This is a genomic window from Burkholderia sp. Z1 (genome assembly GCF_014893795.1).
GTDB classification, from domain to species: domain Bacteria; phylum Pseudomonadota; class Gammaproteobacteria; order Burkholderiales; family Burkholderiaceae; genus Burkholderia; species Burkholderia theae.
The window spans coordinates 308690-323998 of record NZ_JACFYL010000003.1 but is presented as its reverse complement, the minus strand read 5'-3'; the positions used below and the strand labels follow the sequence as shown (position 1 = coordinate 323998).

General features: G+C 70.9%; 15 protein-coding genes. 11 read left to right on the top strand and 4 right to left on the bottom strand.

Annotation, left to right across the window (positions count from 1 at the left end; genetic code table 11):
• Positions 1-9 precede the first annotated feature (9 nt).
• From H3H55_RS33810 to H3H55_RS33760, 11 genes are read left to right on the top strand one after another with little or no spacing between them, the layout of a single operon-like run.
• Positions 10-1584 carry an acyl-CoA ligase (AMP-forming), exosortase A system-associated gene (locus H3H55_RS33810; RefSeq protein WP_193102569.1) on the top strand — a complete coding sequence of 525 codons (1575 nt, stop codon included), beginning with the start codon at positions 10-12 and terminating at the stop codon, positions 1582-1584.
• Complete coding sequence (locus H3H55_RS33805) at positions 1581-2672, top strand: hypothetical protein (protein ID WP_193102568.1); 1092 nt, start codon at positions 1581-1583, stop codon at positions 2670-2672. Before H3H55_RS33810 ends, H3H55_RS33805 begins: the two co-directional genes overlap by 4 nt.
• A complete protein-coding gene (locus H3H55_RS33800; protein ID WP_048248945.1) occupies positions 2672-4519 on the top strand; it encodes an acyl-CoA dehydrogenase in 1848 nt (615 codons plus the stop codon). The genes H3H55_RS33805 and H3H55_RS33800 overlap by 1 nt, the downstream gene beginning before the upstream one ends.
• A gap of 1 nt (position 4520) precedes the next feature.
• On the top strand, positions 4521-5750 hold the full coding sequence (locus H3H55_RS33795; protein WP_193102567.1) for a citrate/2-methylcitrate synthase: 1230 nt from the start codon (positions 4521-4523) through the stop codon (positions 5748-5750).
• Between the two features lie 29 nt (positions 5751-5779).
• Positions 5780-6442: a class I SAM-dependent methyltransferase gene (locus H3H55_RS33790; protein ID WP_193102566.1), complete on the top strand. Its 663-nt coding sequence runs from the start codon at positions 5780-5782 to the stop codon at positions 6440-6442.
• 3 nt (positions 6443-6445) lie between these two features.
• Positions 6446-7519 carry a TauD/TfdA family dioxygenase gene (locus H3H55_RS33785; RefSeq protein ID WP_193102565.1) on the top strand — a complete coding sequence of 358 codons (1074 nt, stop codon included), beginning with the start codon at positions 6446-6448 and terminating at the stop codon, positions 7517-7519.
• Between the two features lie 13 nt (positions 7520-7532).
• Positions 7533-8546: an ATP-binding cassette domain-containing protein gene (locus H3H55_RS33780; protein WP_193102564.1), complete on the top strand. Its 1014-nt coding sequence runs from the start codon at positions 7533-7535 to the stop codon at positions 8544-8546.
• Complete coding sequence (locus tag H3H55_RS33775) at positions 8539-9618, top strand: ABC transporter permease (RefSeq protein WP_193102563.1); 1080 nt, start codon at positions 8539-8541, stop codon at positions 9616-9618. The genes H3H55_RS33780 and H3H55_RS33775 overlap by 8 nt, the downstream gene beginning before the upstream one ends.
• A 37-nt stretch (positions 9619-9655) precedes the next feature.
• Positions 9656-10198, top strand: a complete 543-nt coding sequence (locus H3H55_RS33770) for a permease (protein WP_129518314.1) — start codon at positions 9656-9658, stop codon at positions 10196-10198.
• 2 nt (positions 10199-10200) lie between these two features.
• On the top strand, positions 10201-11610 hold the full coding sequence (locus H3H55_RS33765) for an FAD-binding oxidoreductase (RefSeq protein WP_193102562.1): 1410 nt from the start codon (positions 10201-10203) through the stop codon (positions 11608-11610).
• 30 nt (positions 11611-11640) lie between these two features.
• A complete protein-coding gene (locus H3H55_RS33760; protein ID WP_193102561.1) occupies positions 11641-11895 on the top strand; it encodes a hypothetical protein in 255 nt (84 codons plus the stop codon).
• Between the two features lie 58 nt (positions 11896-11953).
• Here the strand turns inward: H3H55_RS33760 and H3H55_RS33755 are convergent, their stop codons facing one another.
• From H3H55_RS33755 to H3H55_RS33740, 4 genes are read right to left on the bottom strand one after another with little or no spacing between them, the layout of a single operon-like run.
• Positions 11954-12409: a helix-turn-helix domain-containing protein gene (locus H3H55_RS33755; protein ID WP_193102560.1), complete on the bottom strand. Its 456-nt coding sequence runs from the start codon at positions 12407-12409 to the stop codon at positions 11954-11956.
• Between the two features lie 11 nt (positions 12410-12420).
• Entirely contained in the window at positions 12421-13575 is a 1155-nt protein-coding gene (locus H3H55_RS33750; protein WP_193102559.1) for an NAD(P)/FAD-dependent oxidoreductase, read from the bottom strand.
• Positions 13572-14993, bottom strand: coding sequence for an NAD(P)/FAD-dependent oxidoreductase (locus tag H3H55_RS33745; protein WP_193102558.1), 1422 nt, complete (start codon positions 14991-14993; stop codon positions 13572-13574). Before H3H55_RS33745 ends, H3H55_RS33750 begins: the two co-directional genes overlap by 4 nt.
• On the bottom strand, positions 14975-15283 hold the full coding sequence (locus H3H55_RS33740; protein WP_193102557.1) for a (2Fe-2S)-binding protein: 309 nt from the start codon (positions 15281-15283) through the stop codon (positions 14975-14977). The genes H3H55_RS33745 and H3H55_RS33740 overlap by 19 nt, the downstream gene beginning before the upstream one ends.
• Between the last annotated feature and the right edge of the window lie 26 nt (positions 15284-15309).

Sequence of the window (15309 nt, the reverse complement as noted above, 5' to 3'; positions counted from 1 at the left end):
GAGCCGATCATGAACGCACTGATCAGCGTCGCCGACCTGCTCGAGCACGGCGCACAGCGCTGGCCGCGGCATCTCGCGTATGCCGACGGCGGCGGCGCGATGACTTACGAACAGCTTGCGCGCGCGGTCTGGCGCGCGGCGGCCGCACTCGCGTCGCGCGGCGTGCTGCCCGGCGAGCGCGTCGCCATCTACGCGCCGAAGCGCATCGAGACCGTGGTCGCGATGCTCGCGGCCAACGCCCTCGGCGCGATCTTCGTGCCGGTCAATCCGCAGTTGAAGGAAGCGCAGATCGAACACATCGTCGCCGATAGCGGCGCGGCATTGTTCGTGACCGGCGCGCAGCGGCTCAAGCGTCTGCCGGCACTTGCGTCGCTGGTCGGTACGCGCGTGCTGCTGATCGAGGAACTGGCCGATGCGATCGCCGCACCGGGTGACGCGCCGGCGCCGGCCATCGCCGGCCGGCCGGTCGACGACGATCCGGCCGCGCTGCTCTACACGTCCGGTTCGACCGGCAAGCCGAAAGGCGTCGTCGTGTCGCATCGCAACCTGGTGTCGGGCGCGTTCAGCGTGGCCGCGTACCAGGGGCTGGCCGACGACGATGTCGTGCTCGGCGTGCTGCCGCTCAGCTTCGATGCGGGCCTGAGCCAGCTCACGACGGCGCTGGCATCCGGCGCATGTTATGCGCCGCTCGACTTCCTGCAGCCGGCCGAGGTGCCGCGTTATTGCGACGCGCTCGGCGTGACGTCGATCACCGGCGTGCCGCCGCTGTGGATGCAGCTCGCGTCGGCCGACTGGAGCGACACCGCGCGCACGCGGATCCGCCGCTTCGCGAACACCGGCGGCCATCTCGCGACGCCGCTGCTGCACCGCCTGCAGGCGCTGTTCACGCACGCCGCGCCGTACCTGATGTACGGGCTGACCGAGGCGTTCCGCTCGACCTACCTGGCACCGGCCGACGCGGCGCTGCGCCCGACGTCGATCGGCAAGGCCGTGCCGAACGCGGAGATCCTCGTGCTGCGCGCGGACGGCAGCGAATGCGCGGCCGACGAACCCGGCGAACTCGTGCATCGCGGCGCGTTCGTCACGCTCGGCTACTGGAACCGGCCCGAGCTGACCGCGCAGCGCTTTCGCGCGCTGCCGCGCCGGCACGCCGAGATTCCGCGCGGCGACGTCGCCGTATGGTCCGGCGACATCGTGCGGCGCGACGCGGACGGCTACCTGTACTTCGTCGCGCGCGGCGACGACATGATCAAGACATCCGGTTATCGCGTGAGCCCGACCGAGATCGAGGACGTGCTGTTCGCGCTGCCGCATATCCGTGAAGCGGCGGTGTTCAGCGTCCCGCACCCGGCGCTCGGCGAAGCGATCACCGCATGCGTCGTGTCGACGCTCGACGCCGACGCGTGCCGCGCCGACATCGCGCGCGCCTGCCGCGACGCACTGCCGACCTACATGAGCCCGCTCGTCGTCGAGCCGCTGCCGGCGTTGCCGCGCAACCCCAACGGCAAGATCGACCGCCCGGCACTGAAAACCCAGTATCGCGACACGTTCGCGCGCACGAACCTCGAGGAGACCGCCGCATGACCCTGTCGACGCTCGATGAAACCTGCCTCGGCGCACGTCGCGTCGCCGCGCCCGGCACGCTCGCGCTGTCCGGCGGCGTCGTAGTGCTGCCGCCCGCCGTCATGTTCAGCGCGATCCAGGCGCAGGAGCGCCATCCCGGCTACCGCCACCTGCTGTTGCCGCAGGCCCGCTTTGCGCGACCGCGCGGGATGGGTGCGCTGACGCCTGAAGAAGGCACGCGCCTCGCGCCGGGCGGCCGGCCCACGCTGCGGGTCGCGCCGCCCGGGCGCAGCCTCGCCGATCTCGCCGCCGATGCGGCGCTCGACCTGCGCGACCAGCTCGGCTCCGGGCAGCTCGCCCGCACGACCCACGTGATCGTCGCGAGCTGCGCGCTCAACGAAGGCATCGGCGATTCGGTGGTCGGCCGCATGCAGTACGAACTCGGCCTGCAGCGCGTGACGCCGTTCGCGCTCGGCCAGAACGGCACGCTCGGCTGGTATTCGGCGCTGATGCTGCTCGACGGGCTGCTCGACGAAGGCGACCAGGCGCTCGTGATCCTGAGCGACAAGTGGCTCTATCCGTTCTTCCGCCAGTTCGGCGACCTGGTCGGCTACGGCGACGCGGCCGCCGCGCTGCTCGTGTCGCGCGCGGGCCCGACGCCCGAACCGGCCGTCTGGGGCGGCGTGCGGTCCGTCGCGATCGAATACGGGCCGTCGATCGCCGATCCGTGGGCTGACGCGCCGGCCGCGCTGCGCGACACGCTCGCACCGGTCGCCGCGCGTGCGATCCGCCGCGCACTCGACGGCGCGAAGCTGCGCGCGGGCCAGATCGACTGGTGCGTGCCGCCCGGCTTCGATCCCGGCTTCGCGGCACGCGTGGCCGATGCCGCGTCGATCCCGCTCGGCGCGCGGATCCAGCACGACGGCTCGGGCCACCTGTCGTCGGCCGAATCGGCCGCCGCGCTGATCCGGCTCGCCGGCGCGCTCGACGAAGGCGAGCACCGCACGGTGCTCGTCTGGGACGCGGCGCTGCATGGCGCGGCGGCCGCCGCCGTCGTCGACCTGGCCGGCGGCCTCGACGCCGCGCTCGATATCGAAGGAGACGCGTGATGAGTGCCTACAAGGTAAGCCTGCGCGAGCTGCGTTTTTTCCTGTGGGAACTGTTCGAGGCCGACCAGCGCTTTCTCGAACACGGGCCGTACAGCACGCACGATCGCGCGTCGATCGACGCGCTGCTCGAACGCGCACGCGACTTCGCGCTCGACCTCGGCCGCAGCTACCAGCAGGCGGACGCCGAGGGCTGCACGCTGCTCGACGACGGCCAGGTGCGCATTCCGTCGCATTTCCATGCGCTATGGGCACGGTTTCGCGACGAATGGTCGAACACGCTGTTCGGCACCGCGCACGGGCTGCCGCCGATCGTCACGCAGATGATCTACGAGATGTTCATGGGCGCGAATCCGTCGTTCATGACCTACGGCGGCTTCACGCGCCCGGCGATCAAGCTGCTGCAGATGCACGGCACGCCGCACCAGAAGACGCTGATCGCGCCGCTCGAGGCGTACCGCTGGGATGCATGCTTCTGCGCGACCGAACCGCAGGCCGGCACCGATCTCACCGCGGTCGCGCTGCGTGCGACGCCGCTCGAACGCGATATCTATGCGATCGACGGCGAGAAGGTCTACATCTCGGCCGGCATGCACGAGCTGACCGAGAACACGCTGTATTTCGTGCTCGGCCGCATCGACACCGCGTCGCCGGACTCGTTCTCGCTGTCGTGCCTCGTCGTGCCGCGCTTCTGGCCGGACGAGGAAACCGGCGAACTGCAGCCGAACCATGTCGACTGCATCGGCCTGCCGCGCAAGATGGGGCTCAAGGGCTGCGCGAACACGCATCTGGTGTTCGGCTCGAACGGCACGACCAAGGGCTGGCTGCTCGGCGGCCGCCGCAACGTCGGCCTGCTGCAATTGATGCCGCTGATGAACCAGGCGCGGATGAGCACCGGGATGTTCGGCGTCGGCGTCGCGTCGAGCGCGTACCTGCATGCGGTCGACTACGCGGGCCGCCGGCTGCAGGGCCGGCCGATCGAACGCGCGTCGAACACCAGCGCCGCACGCGTCGCGATCGTCGAGCACGCGGACGTGCAGCGCATGCTCGTCGACATGAAGAGCCGCGTCGACGGCTGCCGTGGCTTGCTTGGTAAGCTCGCGGCGACCGCGACGCGCGCGGCGATGCTCGAAGCGACGCCCGACGCCGATCCGGCCGAGATCGAGCGTCATCGCAAGCTGCAGTTGCTGCTGACGCCGATCTGCAAAGCCTTCATCTCCGACCAGGCGTGGCGGATCTGCGAAACCGCGATCCAGGTGCACGGCGGGCTCGGTTATACCGATGCGAGCCCGGTCGAGCAGAACGCGCGCGACGTGAAAATCCTGTCGATCTGGGAAGGCACGAACTACATCCAGGCGCAGGACCTCGTGCGCGACAAGCTCGGTTTCGGCCGCCATTCGCGGCTGATCCAGTACTACCGCGACGAACTCGACACCTTCCTGGCACGCCAGCATCACGCAGGCACGCACGCGGAACTGCGTCCGCTGTTCGACGCGCTGCGCGCGGGCGCCGACCGGATCGCCGCCGCGCTCGACGACATCGCGCGCGACGTGCAGGACGGCCACACGCACCGCAGCAGCCAGTTCTACACGCGTTTTCTCGAGATGTTCGGCGTCGTCACGTCGGCATGGGTGCTGCTCGAATCGGCGACGATCGCCGCGCGCCGGCTCGACGCACCCGACACGGCCGATACGCCCGCCGAACTCGCGTTCTATCGCGGCAAGCTGAAAAGCGCGCGTTACTACTTCGCGAACGTGCTGCCCGTCGTCGACCAGCATGCGGCGGTGATCGCCACGATGGCGCATGCGGCGATCAGCGTCAGTTGCGAAGAACTCGTGCAGGCGGACTGACATGGACACGACACTCGACTCCGGCGCGGCCGCCACGACCGGCGATGCACCGCGCAACCTGCTCGGCCGCCCGGCGACCCGCCACCGCGGCACCGACATCGACGGCGCGACGCTCGAACCCGAAGCGCTGCGCGTGCGCGATCTCGACCTGAACGCGCTGATCGGCACGACGACGTTCGAAGGCGCGCTCGCGCACCTGTGGTTCGACGTCGCGCCCGGCAGCGTTGAACACGGCGCACACGAAGCGGTGATCCGCGCCCGGCTGGCGGAATGCTCTGCTGCACTGGCACCGGGATCGGCCGCGCAGTTCGTCGCCGCGAATCTCGGCGCGGCGGGCGTCGCGCCGGTGTTCGCGGCCGCGTCCGGCCTGTTGCGCGGCTTCGACGACGTGCTGGCACGCATGCACGGCAACGCGCCGGACGACGCCGATCTCGACACGATGCTGCTGTGCGCGGCCGCCGCGCCGTTCCTGCTGCATGCGGCGATCGAGGGCCGGCCGTTCGCCGCCCTCGGCAGCGCGGGGCTCGACGACGCCGCGACGCAAGCGCAACGCATGCTCGCGCTGACCGGCGCGACGCGCACCGATGCGTCCGCGCAAGCCGCGATGGACATGCTGCTCGTCGCCTGGCACGCCGGCTTCGGCTACATCACGCCGACCGTGCTCGCGCCGCGTGTCGCGATTGGCACCGGCGTCACGCTGACGCAGGCGATTGCGGCCGGTTTCCTTGCGAGCGGACCATCGCACGTCGGCGCCGCGCTCGAAGCGATGAACTGGCTCGGCGCGCTCGCGCTGTCGGTCCCGGGCGGCACCGGCGCACCGGCCGCCGCGCTCGACGCGGCCGGGCGCGCCGCGATCGATGCGGCGCTCGACGCGAAACGCACGCTGTACGGCTTCGGCCATCCGCTGTTCGTCGCCGACCCGCGTCCGCCGCACATGCGCCGCCTGTTCGCGGCGCAGGGCTTCGACGGCGCGTACGTGACGCTGTTCGACGCGTGTTGCGTGCAAGCCGACGCGCGGCGCGCGCTGCGGCCGAACATCGATTTCCTGACCGCCGCGACGCTGCTCGAACTCGGTGTCGCCGCGCCATCCTGGGGCGTCGGCATCGGGCTCGGCGCACGCATCGCGGCGATGGCCGCGCATGCGGTCGAGCGCCGCCGCCGCCCCGCGTTCGGTGTCAACAGCGCGACCGCGCGACGGCTGCTGGCCGCCGTGCCGGTCGGCTGGCTGTGATCCTCTCACCCATTCGTAAAAGGAACGTCATGCTGCTCAAGAACCTGCGCCCGGCGAACGACTACGATCGTTTCGCCACCGAAACGCTCGAACCGTGGGACCTGCTGTTCATCAGCCGCATCCGCCAGCTGGCGCGCGGGATGACGCCCGGCGTGATCGCCGACATCGGCACGGCCACCGGCGTCGTGCCGGTGCGGCTCGCGACCGATCCGGCCATGCGCGGCTGGCGCTACGTCGGCATCGACCTCGATCCGGCGATGCTCGACGAAGGCCGGCCGCGCATCCACGAGCTGGGCCTCGACGACACGGTCGAGATGCGCGTCGGCGACGCGCTCGCACTGCCGTTCGACGACGGCACGCTGACGATGGCGGTCGGCCGCGCGACGCTGCACCACCTGCCCGACAAGGCGCTCAGCCTGACCGAGATGTATCGCGTGCTGGAACCGGGTGGCATCGCGCTCGTGCACGACATGCGCCGCGACGCGCCGCAGCACCTGCTCGACCGCTTCACCGAGATGCGCGCGGCCGCCGACTATCCGCCGACCCACGTCGAGGAAAAGATCACGCTCGACGAAGCGCATGTGCTCGTCGCCGAAGCCGGCCTCGCGGACGTCGCGTCGATCTACAGCCCGAGCGCCGGGCTCGGCGCGCTCGGCTTCGAAATCCTGCTGAAGAAACCGGCGCTGGCCTGAGCGATGACCGATCTCGCCTTCCTCGCCGCGCACGCCGCCGTGCGGCTCGGCGCCGACGATGTCCACTGCTCGGCGGTCGCGCCCGGCGCGACGCTGCCGCTGTGCGTGACGCCGCGCAGCGCCGAACTCGCGACCTCGCCGGACATGTTCGTCGCGTGGTACCGCTCGCGGCTCGACACGATCGACACGCTGCTCGATGCGTGCGGCGCGCTGCTGTGGCGCGGCTTCGCGGTGCCCGACACCGTCGCGTTCGGCCGCCTCGGCGCGCTGTATCCGGCGCACGCGAACGGCTACACGGCGGGCGCCGCGCCGCGCCGGCAGATCGACGGCCAGGTCTACGAGTCGACCCGCATGCCGCCGCCGTTCAAGATCGGGCTGCACCAGGAGATGGCCTACATGCCCGCGTTCCCGCGCCTCGTCGCGTTCTATTGCCGGCAGCCGGCCGACGCGGGCGGCGAAACGCCGATCTGCGACATGCGCCGCGTCACGGCGCGCGTGCCGGCCGCGCTGCGCGAGCGGTTCGCCGAACGCGGCGTGATGTACCTGCGCAATTTCGCGGCGCCCGGCGATCGCGCGGACGGGCTCGCCGCCAACCCGAACCTGCCGTTTGCCGCGTACCACCGGCCGTGGGACGACGCGTTCGGCACCGCCGAGCGAGACGAGGTCGAGCGGCTGTGCGCGGAGCGCGGCGTCGGCTGCCGCTGGCTCGACGACGGCAGCGTGACCGTGTCGCACGTCGGCAGCGCGCTGCGCGCGCATCCGCGCACCGGCGAAACCGTCTGGTTCAACCAGGCGAGTGCGCAGCACCCGAACCCGCGTTCGATGGGCGAGCTCAGCTACCGCTACCTGCAGCGCATGTACGGCGAGCGCGCCGCGTTCCCGTACGAGATCCGCTACGGCGACGGTTCGCCGATGCCGTACGACGATCTCGTCGCGATCTACGACGCGCTCGACGACGAGGAACTGTCGTTCCCGTGGCAGGCCGGCGACGTGCTCGTGGTCGACAACATGCTGGTCGCGCACGGCCGCAACCCGTACCGGGGCGCGCGCGATACGCAGGTCATGCTGTTCGACTGACAGGATCCCGACCATGAGCGTCTCGTTTCTCGCTTCCGTGCGCGCAATGTTCGGCCCGCACACCGCATTCGACCGGCCGCAGCGCTCGGGCACGCAGCCGCTGCCCGATGCGCATGCGCCGGGCGCGGCGCTCGGCGCACGCGCGATCGACGTCGCGGCCGGCGATTTCCGCTTCTCCGCGCGCCACGTCCGGTTCCGGCTCGGCGCGATCACCGCGATCGTCGGGCCGAACGGCTCCGGCAAGACCACGCTGCTCGAGACGCTGCTCGGCTTCCGGCGCGGCGGCAGCGACGTGCGCGTGCTCGACGTGCCGGCCGAGCGCTTCATGCGCGATACGCCATCGCTGCGGCGGCTCGGCGCGCAATTGCAGAAGGTCGAGTACCCCGACCATCTGCGCATCTCGGAGATCGTCGCGCTGCACCGCGCGATGTACGTGCACGCGGATGCCGCGATCACCGCCGCACTCGGCATCGCCGAGCTGCTCGACAAGCCGTGCCGTGCGTTGTCGAAGGGGCAGCGCCAGCGCGTGGACCTCTACGTCGCGCTCGCGCACCGGCCCGAACTGGCCGTGCTCGACGAACCGTTTACCGGCCTCGACCGCCGTTATGCCGGTGTCGTGATCGACCTGCTGCGCGACCGCGCGCGCGGCACGAGCGTCGCGATGATCTGCCACTCCGAGGAGGAACTGGCCGTCGTCGACGATCTCGTGTGGGTGCGCGACGGCGGCGTGCGCTACCAGGGCGACAAGGCGACGCTGCAGGCGGAACTCGTCGGCGCAGCGCGTGCGGTCCTGCATTGCCGCGACGAAGCCGACGCGCGTGCGCTGCGCAAGCGGCTCGCGGCGCTGCCCGGCGTGACCGGCGTGCGCGTGTCGGCGGCGCACGTCGTCGAAGTGTTCGGCGATGCGACGCTGCATCCGAACGTGCACCGGATCGTCGGCGAACGGGGCATCCAGCATCTCGCGCTCGCGCCCAGCACGCCGGGCGACCTGCTGCGTCTCTGCACCGAGGGCCCTGCCCATGACTAAGGTCTTCCTGATCCTCGTTCGCAACGAGCTGCTCGGTTATCTGCGCAGCCGCTCGTCGCTGTTCTGGACGCTCGTGTTCCCGGTGTTCCTGCTGAGCGTGATGCTGTTCGCGTTCGGTGGGTCGGGCTCGCTCGGCACGGCCGACATCGCGTTCGACGTGCCCGGCGGCCCGACCGCTTACAGCCGCGCATGCGAAGCGCAGATCGTCGCCAGCCTGTCGCACAGCGACACGGTCAAGGCGACCTTCGGCGGCAGCGGCGCGGCGGCCGATCGCGTCACCGTCGTGCTGGGCGCGGACGAACGCACGTCGGCCACGATCCGCTACGACTTCAACGGCTCGCTCGCGGTCAAGGCCGCATCGCGCGTGGTCGAGATCGCGCTCGCGCGCTGCGACGCGCAGCGGCTCGGGCTGCCCGCCGCGCAGGCGCGCTTCGAGAACGCGGCGCCCGCGCGCCGCCCGTTCGACTATGGCGCGTTCTTCGCGACCGGCATTCTCGTGATGGCGTTCATGGCGATCGGCCTCAATTCGACGACGACCGCGATCGCCGCACTGCGCGAACGCAATACGTTCAAGCTGTACGTGTGCTTCCCGGTCTCGCGCGGCGTGTTCCTGGCCGCGCTGATCGTCGCGCGGATGGTGATGATGGCGTTGTCGGCGCTCGTGCTGCTGACGGTCGCGCGCGTCGCGTTCGGCATCGCGCTGCCGATCGCGTCGCCGGACGGGCTGCGTGCGTTGCCGATCGTGCTACTCGGCGCGGCGATGGTGCTGAGCATCGGTGTGCTGCTCGCGAGCCGGACCCGTTCGCTGGCGGCCGCCGAACTCGCGTGCAACGTCACCTACTACCCGCTGCTGTTCTTCAGCGACCTGACGATTCCGATGCACGACGCACCGGCATGGCTCAAGGCCGTGCTCGCGTTCCTGCCGACCAACCAGTTCGCCGTTGCACTGCGCGGCGCGCTGGTCGACGGCGCGCCGTACGCGCAGCTCGCGCCGCAACTGCTCGGCATGACCGCGAGCACGGCGCTGTTCCTGTTCGCCGCCGCGCGGCTGTTCCGCTGGCATGACGCATGACGCGTCGCCCGCTGTTTCGACGATGGAGAAAATCCCGATGAAATCGACCAATCCCATAACCGACTACCTTCTGCACGCCAGCAACTTCCTGCCCGCGATCGTGTTCCTGTTCTACGGCCGGCTGGGGCCCGGGCAGCCGGACGTGCGCTGGACGCACGCGTTCCTGATCGGCGGCGTGCTCGCGCTCGTGCACGGCGCGTGGCTGATCCGCCGCGCGGACCGCAACAGCATCGCGCTCGGCGTCGACCTGTTCCTCGTGATCGGCGCCGTGCTCGCGATCGTGTCGCCGACGGGTAGCCGCCTGTGGGGCGAGGAACTCGGGCCGGCCGCGATGCTCGTCTGCGTGCTGGTCGTCGGTATCGTGCATACCGCGTGGTCGGACGGCGGTTTCGTCGACGGCGCGTTCGTCGATCACGCGCGCGCGCGTTCGCTGTCGCTCGTGTTGCTCGCCGTCACCGCCGTCGCGCTCGCGGTGTCGATCACGATGCGGCACAGCCCGCTGTGGGGCGGCGTCGTGCCGCTGCTCGCGCTGGTCGTCGTGCGCGGCCGGCTGCGCAAGCAACTGGTGCGGGCGAACTGACGATGAACGCGCTGCCCGAACGCATCGCGCAGCAGCGCGCGCTCGCCGCGACGCTTGGCGACGGCTGGCTCGAAGGCCCATCGTGCGAGCCGTACGCGACCGACGCGGCACTGATCGGCGGTGTGGCGCTGGGCGTCGCGCGACCGGCATCGACCGCCGACACGAGCACACTCGCACGCGTCGCGGTCGCGCACCGGATCGCACTCGTCGCGCAGGGCGCGCGCACCGGGCTCGTCGGCGCCGCCGTGCCCGATCGCAGCGGCACGCAGTGCGTGGTGTCGTTCGACCGGATGCGCGCCATTCGCGCGTTCGATCCGGCGAATCGCAGCATCACGGTCGAAGCCGGCGTGCGCCTGTCCGACCTCAATCGCGTGGCGGCCGACGCCGGCCTGTGCCTGCCGATCGATCTCGGCAGCGATCCGGCGGCCGGCGGCCTCGTCGGCGCCAACGCGGGCGGCAGCCGTCTCATCAAGTACGGCGACGTGCGCCGCAACGTGCTCGGCGTCGAAGTCGTGCTTGCCGACGCGGCGGGCACCGTGATCGACGCACTCGCGCCGCTGCGCAAGCGCAATGCGGGCTTCGACGTCACGCAGTGCTTCATCGGTGCAAACGGCGCCAACGGGCTCGTGACGGCCGTATCGTTCGCGCTCGCGCCGCTGGAACGCTCGTCCTGTGCGGCGTTCGTCGCGTTCGCGTCGTACGAGGCGGCGCTCGCCGGCCTGCTCGCGTTCGAGCGCGCGTTCGGCGAGATGCTGTCGGCGTTCGAATTCATGTCGGCGGCCGCGGTCGGCTGTGTCGCCGCCGCGTTTCCGGCGTTGCGCATTCCGTTCTCTGCCGGCGATGCCGCGTGCTACGCGCTCGTCGAGATCGCGACCGGCATGCCGGGGCTCGATGCGCTGCTCGAGGAGCGCGCCCTTGCCACGCTCGACGCGCTCGCGAACGAACGCGTGGTGCTCGACGCGGCCTGCGCGCCGGCCGAACGCTTCTGGCGGATCCGCGATGCGTTGCCGACCGCGGTCGCGCAAGGCGGCATCCCGCTGTCGTTCGACGTGTCGTTTCCGCGCGGTGCGCTTGCCGCGTTCATCACCGGCGCCGAGCAATGGATCGCGGCCACGCATCCATCGCTGCGCTGTCATGCGTTCGGCCATTTCGGCGACGGCGGCTGCCATCTCGTCGTGTCGATCCCGCACGCGAGTGCACAACGGTACGGACCGCTGCAACAGGTTGCGCTGCGCGGCGCGCTGTATGACCGCGTCGTGCGCGCGGGCGGGTGCTTCAGCGCGGAACATGGCGTCGGCCCGGTCAATGTCGCGTACTACCGGAAGCTTGTCCCGGCCGAACCGCGGCAGCTCGCCGCTGCCGTCCAGCACGCGATCGACCCGCTGGGTTTGATCGGGCGTATCCGATACTGACGCGCCGCCCAGGCGCCACGGAGAATTCGCATGATGTTTCAACGCCCGCCCAGCGCAGGCACGCCCGCCGAACCGGATGCGGATCAACCGCTTTCCGGCATTCCGACGACCCTGCCCGACTCCGGTGTGGTGGTCAACGTGGACGGCATCGCGTACCTGATCAATCTGCCGCGACGCGACCATGCACGCCCGGCGCTGTGGCGCGACCTCGAACAATGGCGGGACGGCAATTCAAACAACCTCGCGCCATACCGTGTTCAGAAGCCGGATACACGGAAAGACTGATCGTTCGTACCCGAGTGCGAGATGACTCGGCGCGGGCTCGGTGTCATCGTGTCCGGGCTCACCGAAGGGCTAGCGTTTCCGTCTCGCGCGGTCCGGGACACGATCCCGACGTCGTCGAATTCGATCGGGCCGCGTTCGGCCCGTCGACGTAATCGCGCGGCGTGCGCCCGAGCACCCGGCGGAAATGGCGGCACAGATGGCTCTGGTCGAAAAACCCGACCTCGGTCGCGACGACCGACGGCGGCAGCCCCGCGCGCAGCAGATCCTGCGCGCGCCGGACCCGCACGAGACACAGATAACGATGCGGCGAAACACCCAGCTCGCTGCGAAAACGCGCGGCAAACCGCGACACGCTCAGCCCGGCGACCGTCGCGAGCGCCTCGATGCTCAACGGCTGCGCGTACGACGTCTCGATGATGCGCAGCGCGCCGCCGACGGCATGCGACACGGACTGCGCGACACCGAACGGGCGGATCGACGCGGGCTCACCAGCAGAATGAAAAACGTCGGCCATGCGAGGCTCCATCAGGTCGTCGCGTGCGTCGCGTCGGCCGGCGCCGCGAAGCGCGCGATCGCGAACGGATCGATCGGCGTGCTCGTCGCCCCCGTGTCGATCAGCTCCGCCATCGTGTCGCCGACGCCCGGCCCGAGCTGGAAACCGTGCCCGCAGAAGCCGAACGCGTAATACAGCCCGTCGACCTTCGCGCTGCGCCCCATGATCGGCCGATCGTCCGGCATGTAGCCCTCGACGCCGCTCCATACGCGAATGATGTTCAGCCGCGTCAGCGCCGGTGCGACGCGCGCGAGCTGCGTGAACTGCAGCAGCGTGCTCTCGGGCAGCACTTTCGCGCGCCGTTCGTCGAGATAGGCCGGCGCACGCGCGCAGCCGCCGATGACGATGTTGCCGCGCTCGACCTGCCGGAAGTACACGATTTCCTCGATCTGCGGCGACGAGACGCCGACGGACGGCAGGATCGAATACGGCACGGGCTCCGTCACGCACATCTGCGGCCCGTTGACCGCGATCGGCACCGGCTCGCCGAACTGCGTGCTGAGCTGGTTGCCCCACGCGCCGGCCGTCACGAGCAGATTCGGCGCGCAGAACACGCGCCCGTCTTCGCTCGTCGCGCGGAATGTATCGCCGTCCTTCTCGACGGTCGCGATCGCGGTGTTCTCCTCGATCCGCGCACCCGCGCGCACCGCCGCGCGGCCGAACGCCGGTGCGGCGAGCCGCGGGTTCGCATGGCCGTCCAGCGCCGAATGGGACGCGCTCAGCACCTCCGGGCCGAGAAACGGAAACTTCGCGCGCATCGACGCGCCGCGATACAGGTCGAGCTTCAGCCCGTAATGCGCGGCCTCGCGCGCATAAACGTCGAACGAGTCGTCCTGCTCCTGTCGATAACACACGCGAACGTGCCCGGTCTGCAGGAATTCGGCGCTGTGCCCGATCAGTTCGGGCATTCGCCCCCAGATCTCGCGCGAGCGGTTCGCCAGCGGCAATTGCGGCAGGAACCGGCCCTGGCGTCGCACATTGCCGAAGTTGGTGCCGCTCGCCTGCTGCCCGATCAGCCCGCGTTCGAGCAGAATCACCGAGCGGCCGCGCCGGCGCAGGAAAAACGCCGCCGCGGCTCCCATGAAACCGCCGCCCACGATCACGACATCCGCATCGGCCCGCATCATTCGTCCCCCGTCATCGTCGCGGCTTCGGCCCGCGGCGCGGGCGGCGCGCCCACCGCTCGCAGCGCGACCGGCAGCGGCTTCACGGGCGCTTGCCCGCGCAGGCGGCCGACCGCTTCGAGCGGCACGCCGGCCGCGGCGGCAATCACCTCGGCGCCCGCGTGGCCGCAGTAGCGGCCCTGGCAGCGCCCCATTCCGACGCGGCTGAACGCCTTCGCGCGATTCGCTTCGCACGCGCCTTCGTCGCGGATCACGCGGCGCAGCTCGCCGACGCTCACGCCCTCGCAACGGCACAGGATCGTGTCGTCGGACAGCGTCGCGGCCTGCTGCGCGGGCCACGGAAATGCCTGCGCGAGCCCCGCGCTGAAACGGCCCATCTTCGCGCGTTCGCGCTGCAGCGCGGCGACCGCGCGCGCGTCGACCGGCCGCCCGATATCCGTCAATACCGCGAGCGCCGCGAGGCGGCCCGCCGCTTCCGCGCCGTCCGCGCCGAGCACGCGCGCGCCGTCGCCGGCCAGATAGACGCCCGCGACCGAGCTGCGTCCCATGTCGTCGAGCTGCGGCAGCCATTGCCGCGTGTCGCCGTCGAAGCGGAACGCGCAGCCTGCAAGATCCGCGAGCTGCGTCTCCGCGCGCAGGTGGTAGCCCAGTGCGAGCGCGTCGCAATCGATGACCGCGGCGGTGCCGTCGGCCGTGCGAAAACTGACGCCCGATACGCCCTGCGCGGGATCGCCGTGAATCTCGAGCGGCTCGATCCCGTGCTCGATGCGCACGCCGGCGCGCTTCAGCGCACGGGTGAGCGCGATGCCCTTCACGAGCACGTCGGGCCGCGCGAGCAGTTTCGGCAGCGCGCGTAGCCGGTTCGCGGCGGGCGACGTGTCGAGCACGGCCGCGACGGTCGCGCCGGCCTGCACGTACTGGTTCGCGACGAGATACAGCAGCGGGCCCGAACCCATGAACACGACGTTCGCGCCGATCGCGCAGGCCTGCGCCTTCAGCGCGATCTGCGACGCGCCCAGGCTGTACGTGCCCGCGTACTGCCAGCCCTTGACGGGCATCAGCCGGTCGGTCGCGCCCGGGCACAGCACCAGCGCGTCGTACGGGCGGCGCTCGGACGCGCCGTCGTGCGCGGTGTAGAGCGCGCCGCCTGACACGTTCCACGCGAGCGTATCGGGCGCGTAGTCCAGCGACGCGCGCAGGCGCTCGAACGTGTCGTGCAGGTCTTGCGCGCGCACGGCCTCGGTGCCGTACAGCTTTTCGTAGGGGCGCGAGAACGTGTCGGGCTGGCGCCGGTAGATCTGGCCGCCGTCGCGCCGCCCTTCGTCGATCACGAGCGGCCGCACGCCGGCTTCCACCAGCGTCTGCGCGCAGCGCACGCCGGCCGGCCCGGCGCCGACGACGATTACGCGAGGCTCGACCATTGCGCCTCCGGTTGGCGGGTGACGATGTCGAGGCCCGGCTGCACGACGGTCGTGCACGCGCGCAGGCGCTCGCCGCCGGCGGTCCAGACCCAGCAGTCCTGGCACGCGCCCATCAGGCAGAACCCGGCCCGCGCCTCGGGGCCGAACTCGGACTGCCGCACGTGGCCGGTCTGCGTCAGCATCGCGACGAGCAGCGTATCGCCCTCGAGCCCGGTCACCGCGCGGCCGTCGACGCTGAATGCAACCGGACGGCGCCCGGTTTCGGCGAGACGAACGAATCGCCCTGTCATCTGCAACCCTCCTGTCGCGCGAGCGG

Coding starts and splice junctions, on each gene's coding strand:
- H3H55_RS33810 (WP_193102569.1), top strand. CDS start 10: ATGAACGCACTGATCAGCGTCGCCGACCTGCTCGAGCACGGCGCACAG.
- H3H55_RS33805 (WP_193102568.1), top strand. CDS start 1,581: ATGACCCTGTCGACGCTCGATGAAACCTGCCTCGGCGCACGTCGCGTC.
- H3H55_RS33800 (WP_048248945.1), top strand. CDS start 2,672: ATGAGTGCCTACAAGGTAAGCCTGCGCGAGCTGCGTTTTTTCCTGTGG.
- H3H55_RS33795 (WP_193102567.1), top strand. CDS start 4,521: ATGGACACGACACTCGACTCCGGCGCGGCCGCCACGACCGGCGATGCA.
- H3H55_RS33790 (WP_193102566.1), top strand. CDS start 5,780: ATGCTGCTCAAGAACCTGCGCCCGGCGAACGACTACGATCGTTTCGCC.
- H3H55_RS33785 (WP_193102565.1), top strand. CDS start 6,446: ATGACCGATCTCGCCTTCCTCGCCGCGCACGCCGCCGTGCGGCTCGGC.
- H3H55_RS33780 (WP_193102564.1), top strand. CDS start 7,533: ATGAGCGTCTCGTTTCTCGCTTCCGTGCGCGCAATGTTCGGCCCGCAC.
- H3H55_RS33775 (WP_193102563.1), top strand. CDS start 8,539: ATGACTAAGGTCTTCCTGATCCTCGTTCGCAACGAGCTGCTCGGTTAT.
- H3H55_RS33770 (WP_129518314.1), top strand. CDS start 9,656: ATGAAATCGACCAATCCCATAACCGACTACCTTCTGCACGCCAGCAAC.
- H3H55_RS33765 (WP_193102562.1), top strand. CDS start 10,201: ATGAACGCGCTGCCCGAACGCATCGCGCAGCAGCGCGCGCTCGCCGCG.
- H3H55_RS33760 (WP_193102561.1), top strand. CDS start 11,641: ATGATGTTTCAACGCCCGCCCAGCGCAGGCACGCCCGCCGAACCGGAT.
- H3H55_RS33755 (WP_193102560.1), bottom strand. CDS start 12,409: ATGGCCGACGTTTTTCATTCTGCTGGTGAGCCCGCGTCGATCCGCCCG.
- H3H55_RS33750 (WP_193102559.1), bottom strand. CDS start 13,575: ATGATGCGGGCCGATGCGGATGTCGTGATCGTGGGCGGCGGTTTCATG.
- H3H55_RS33745 (WP_193102558.1), bottom strand. CDS start 14,993: ATGGTCGAGCCTCGCGTAATCGTCGTCGGCGCCGGGCCGGCCGGCGTG.
- H3H55_RS33740 (WP_193102557.1), bottom strand. CDS start 15,283: ATGACAGGGCGATTCGTTCGTCTCGCCGAAACCGGGCGCCGTCCGGTT.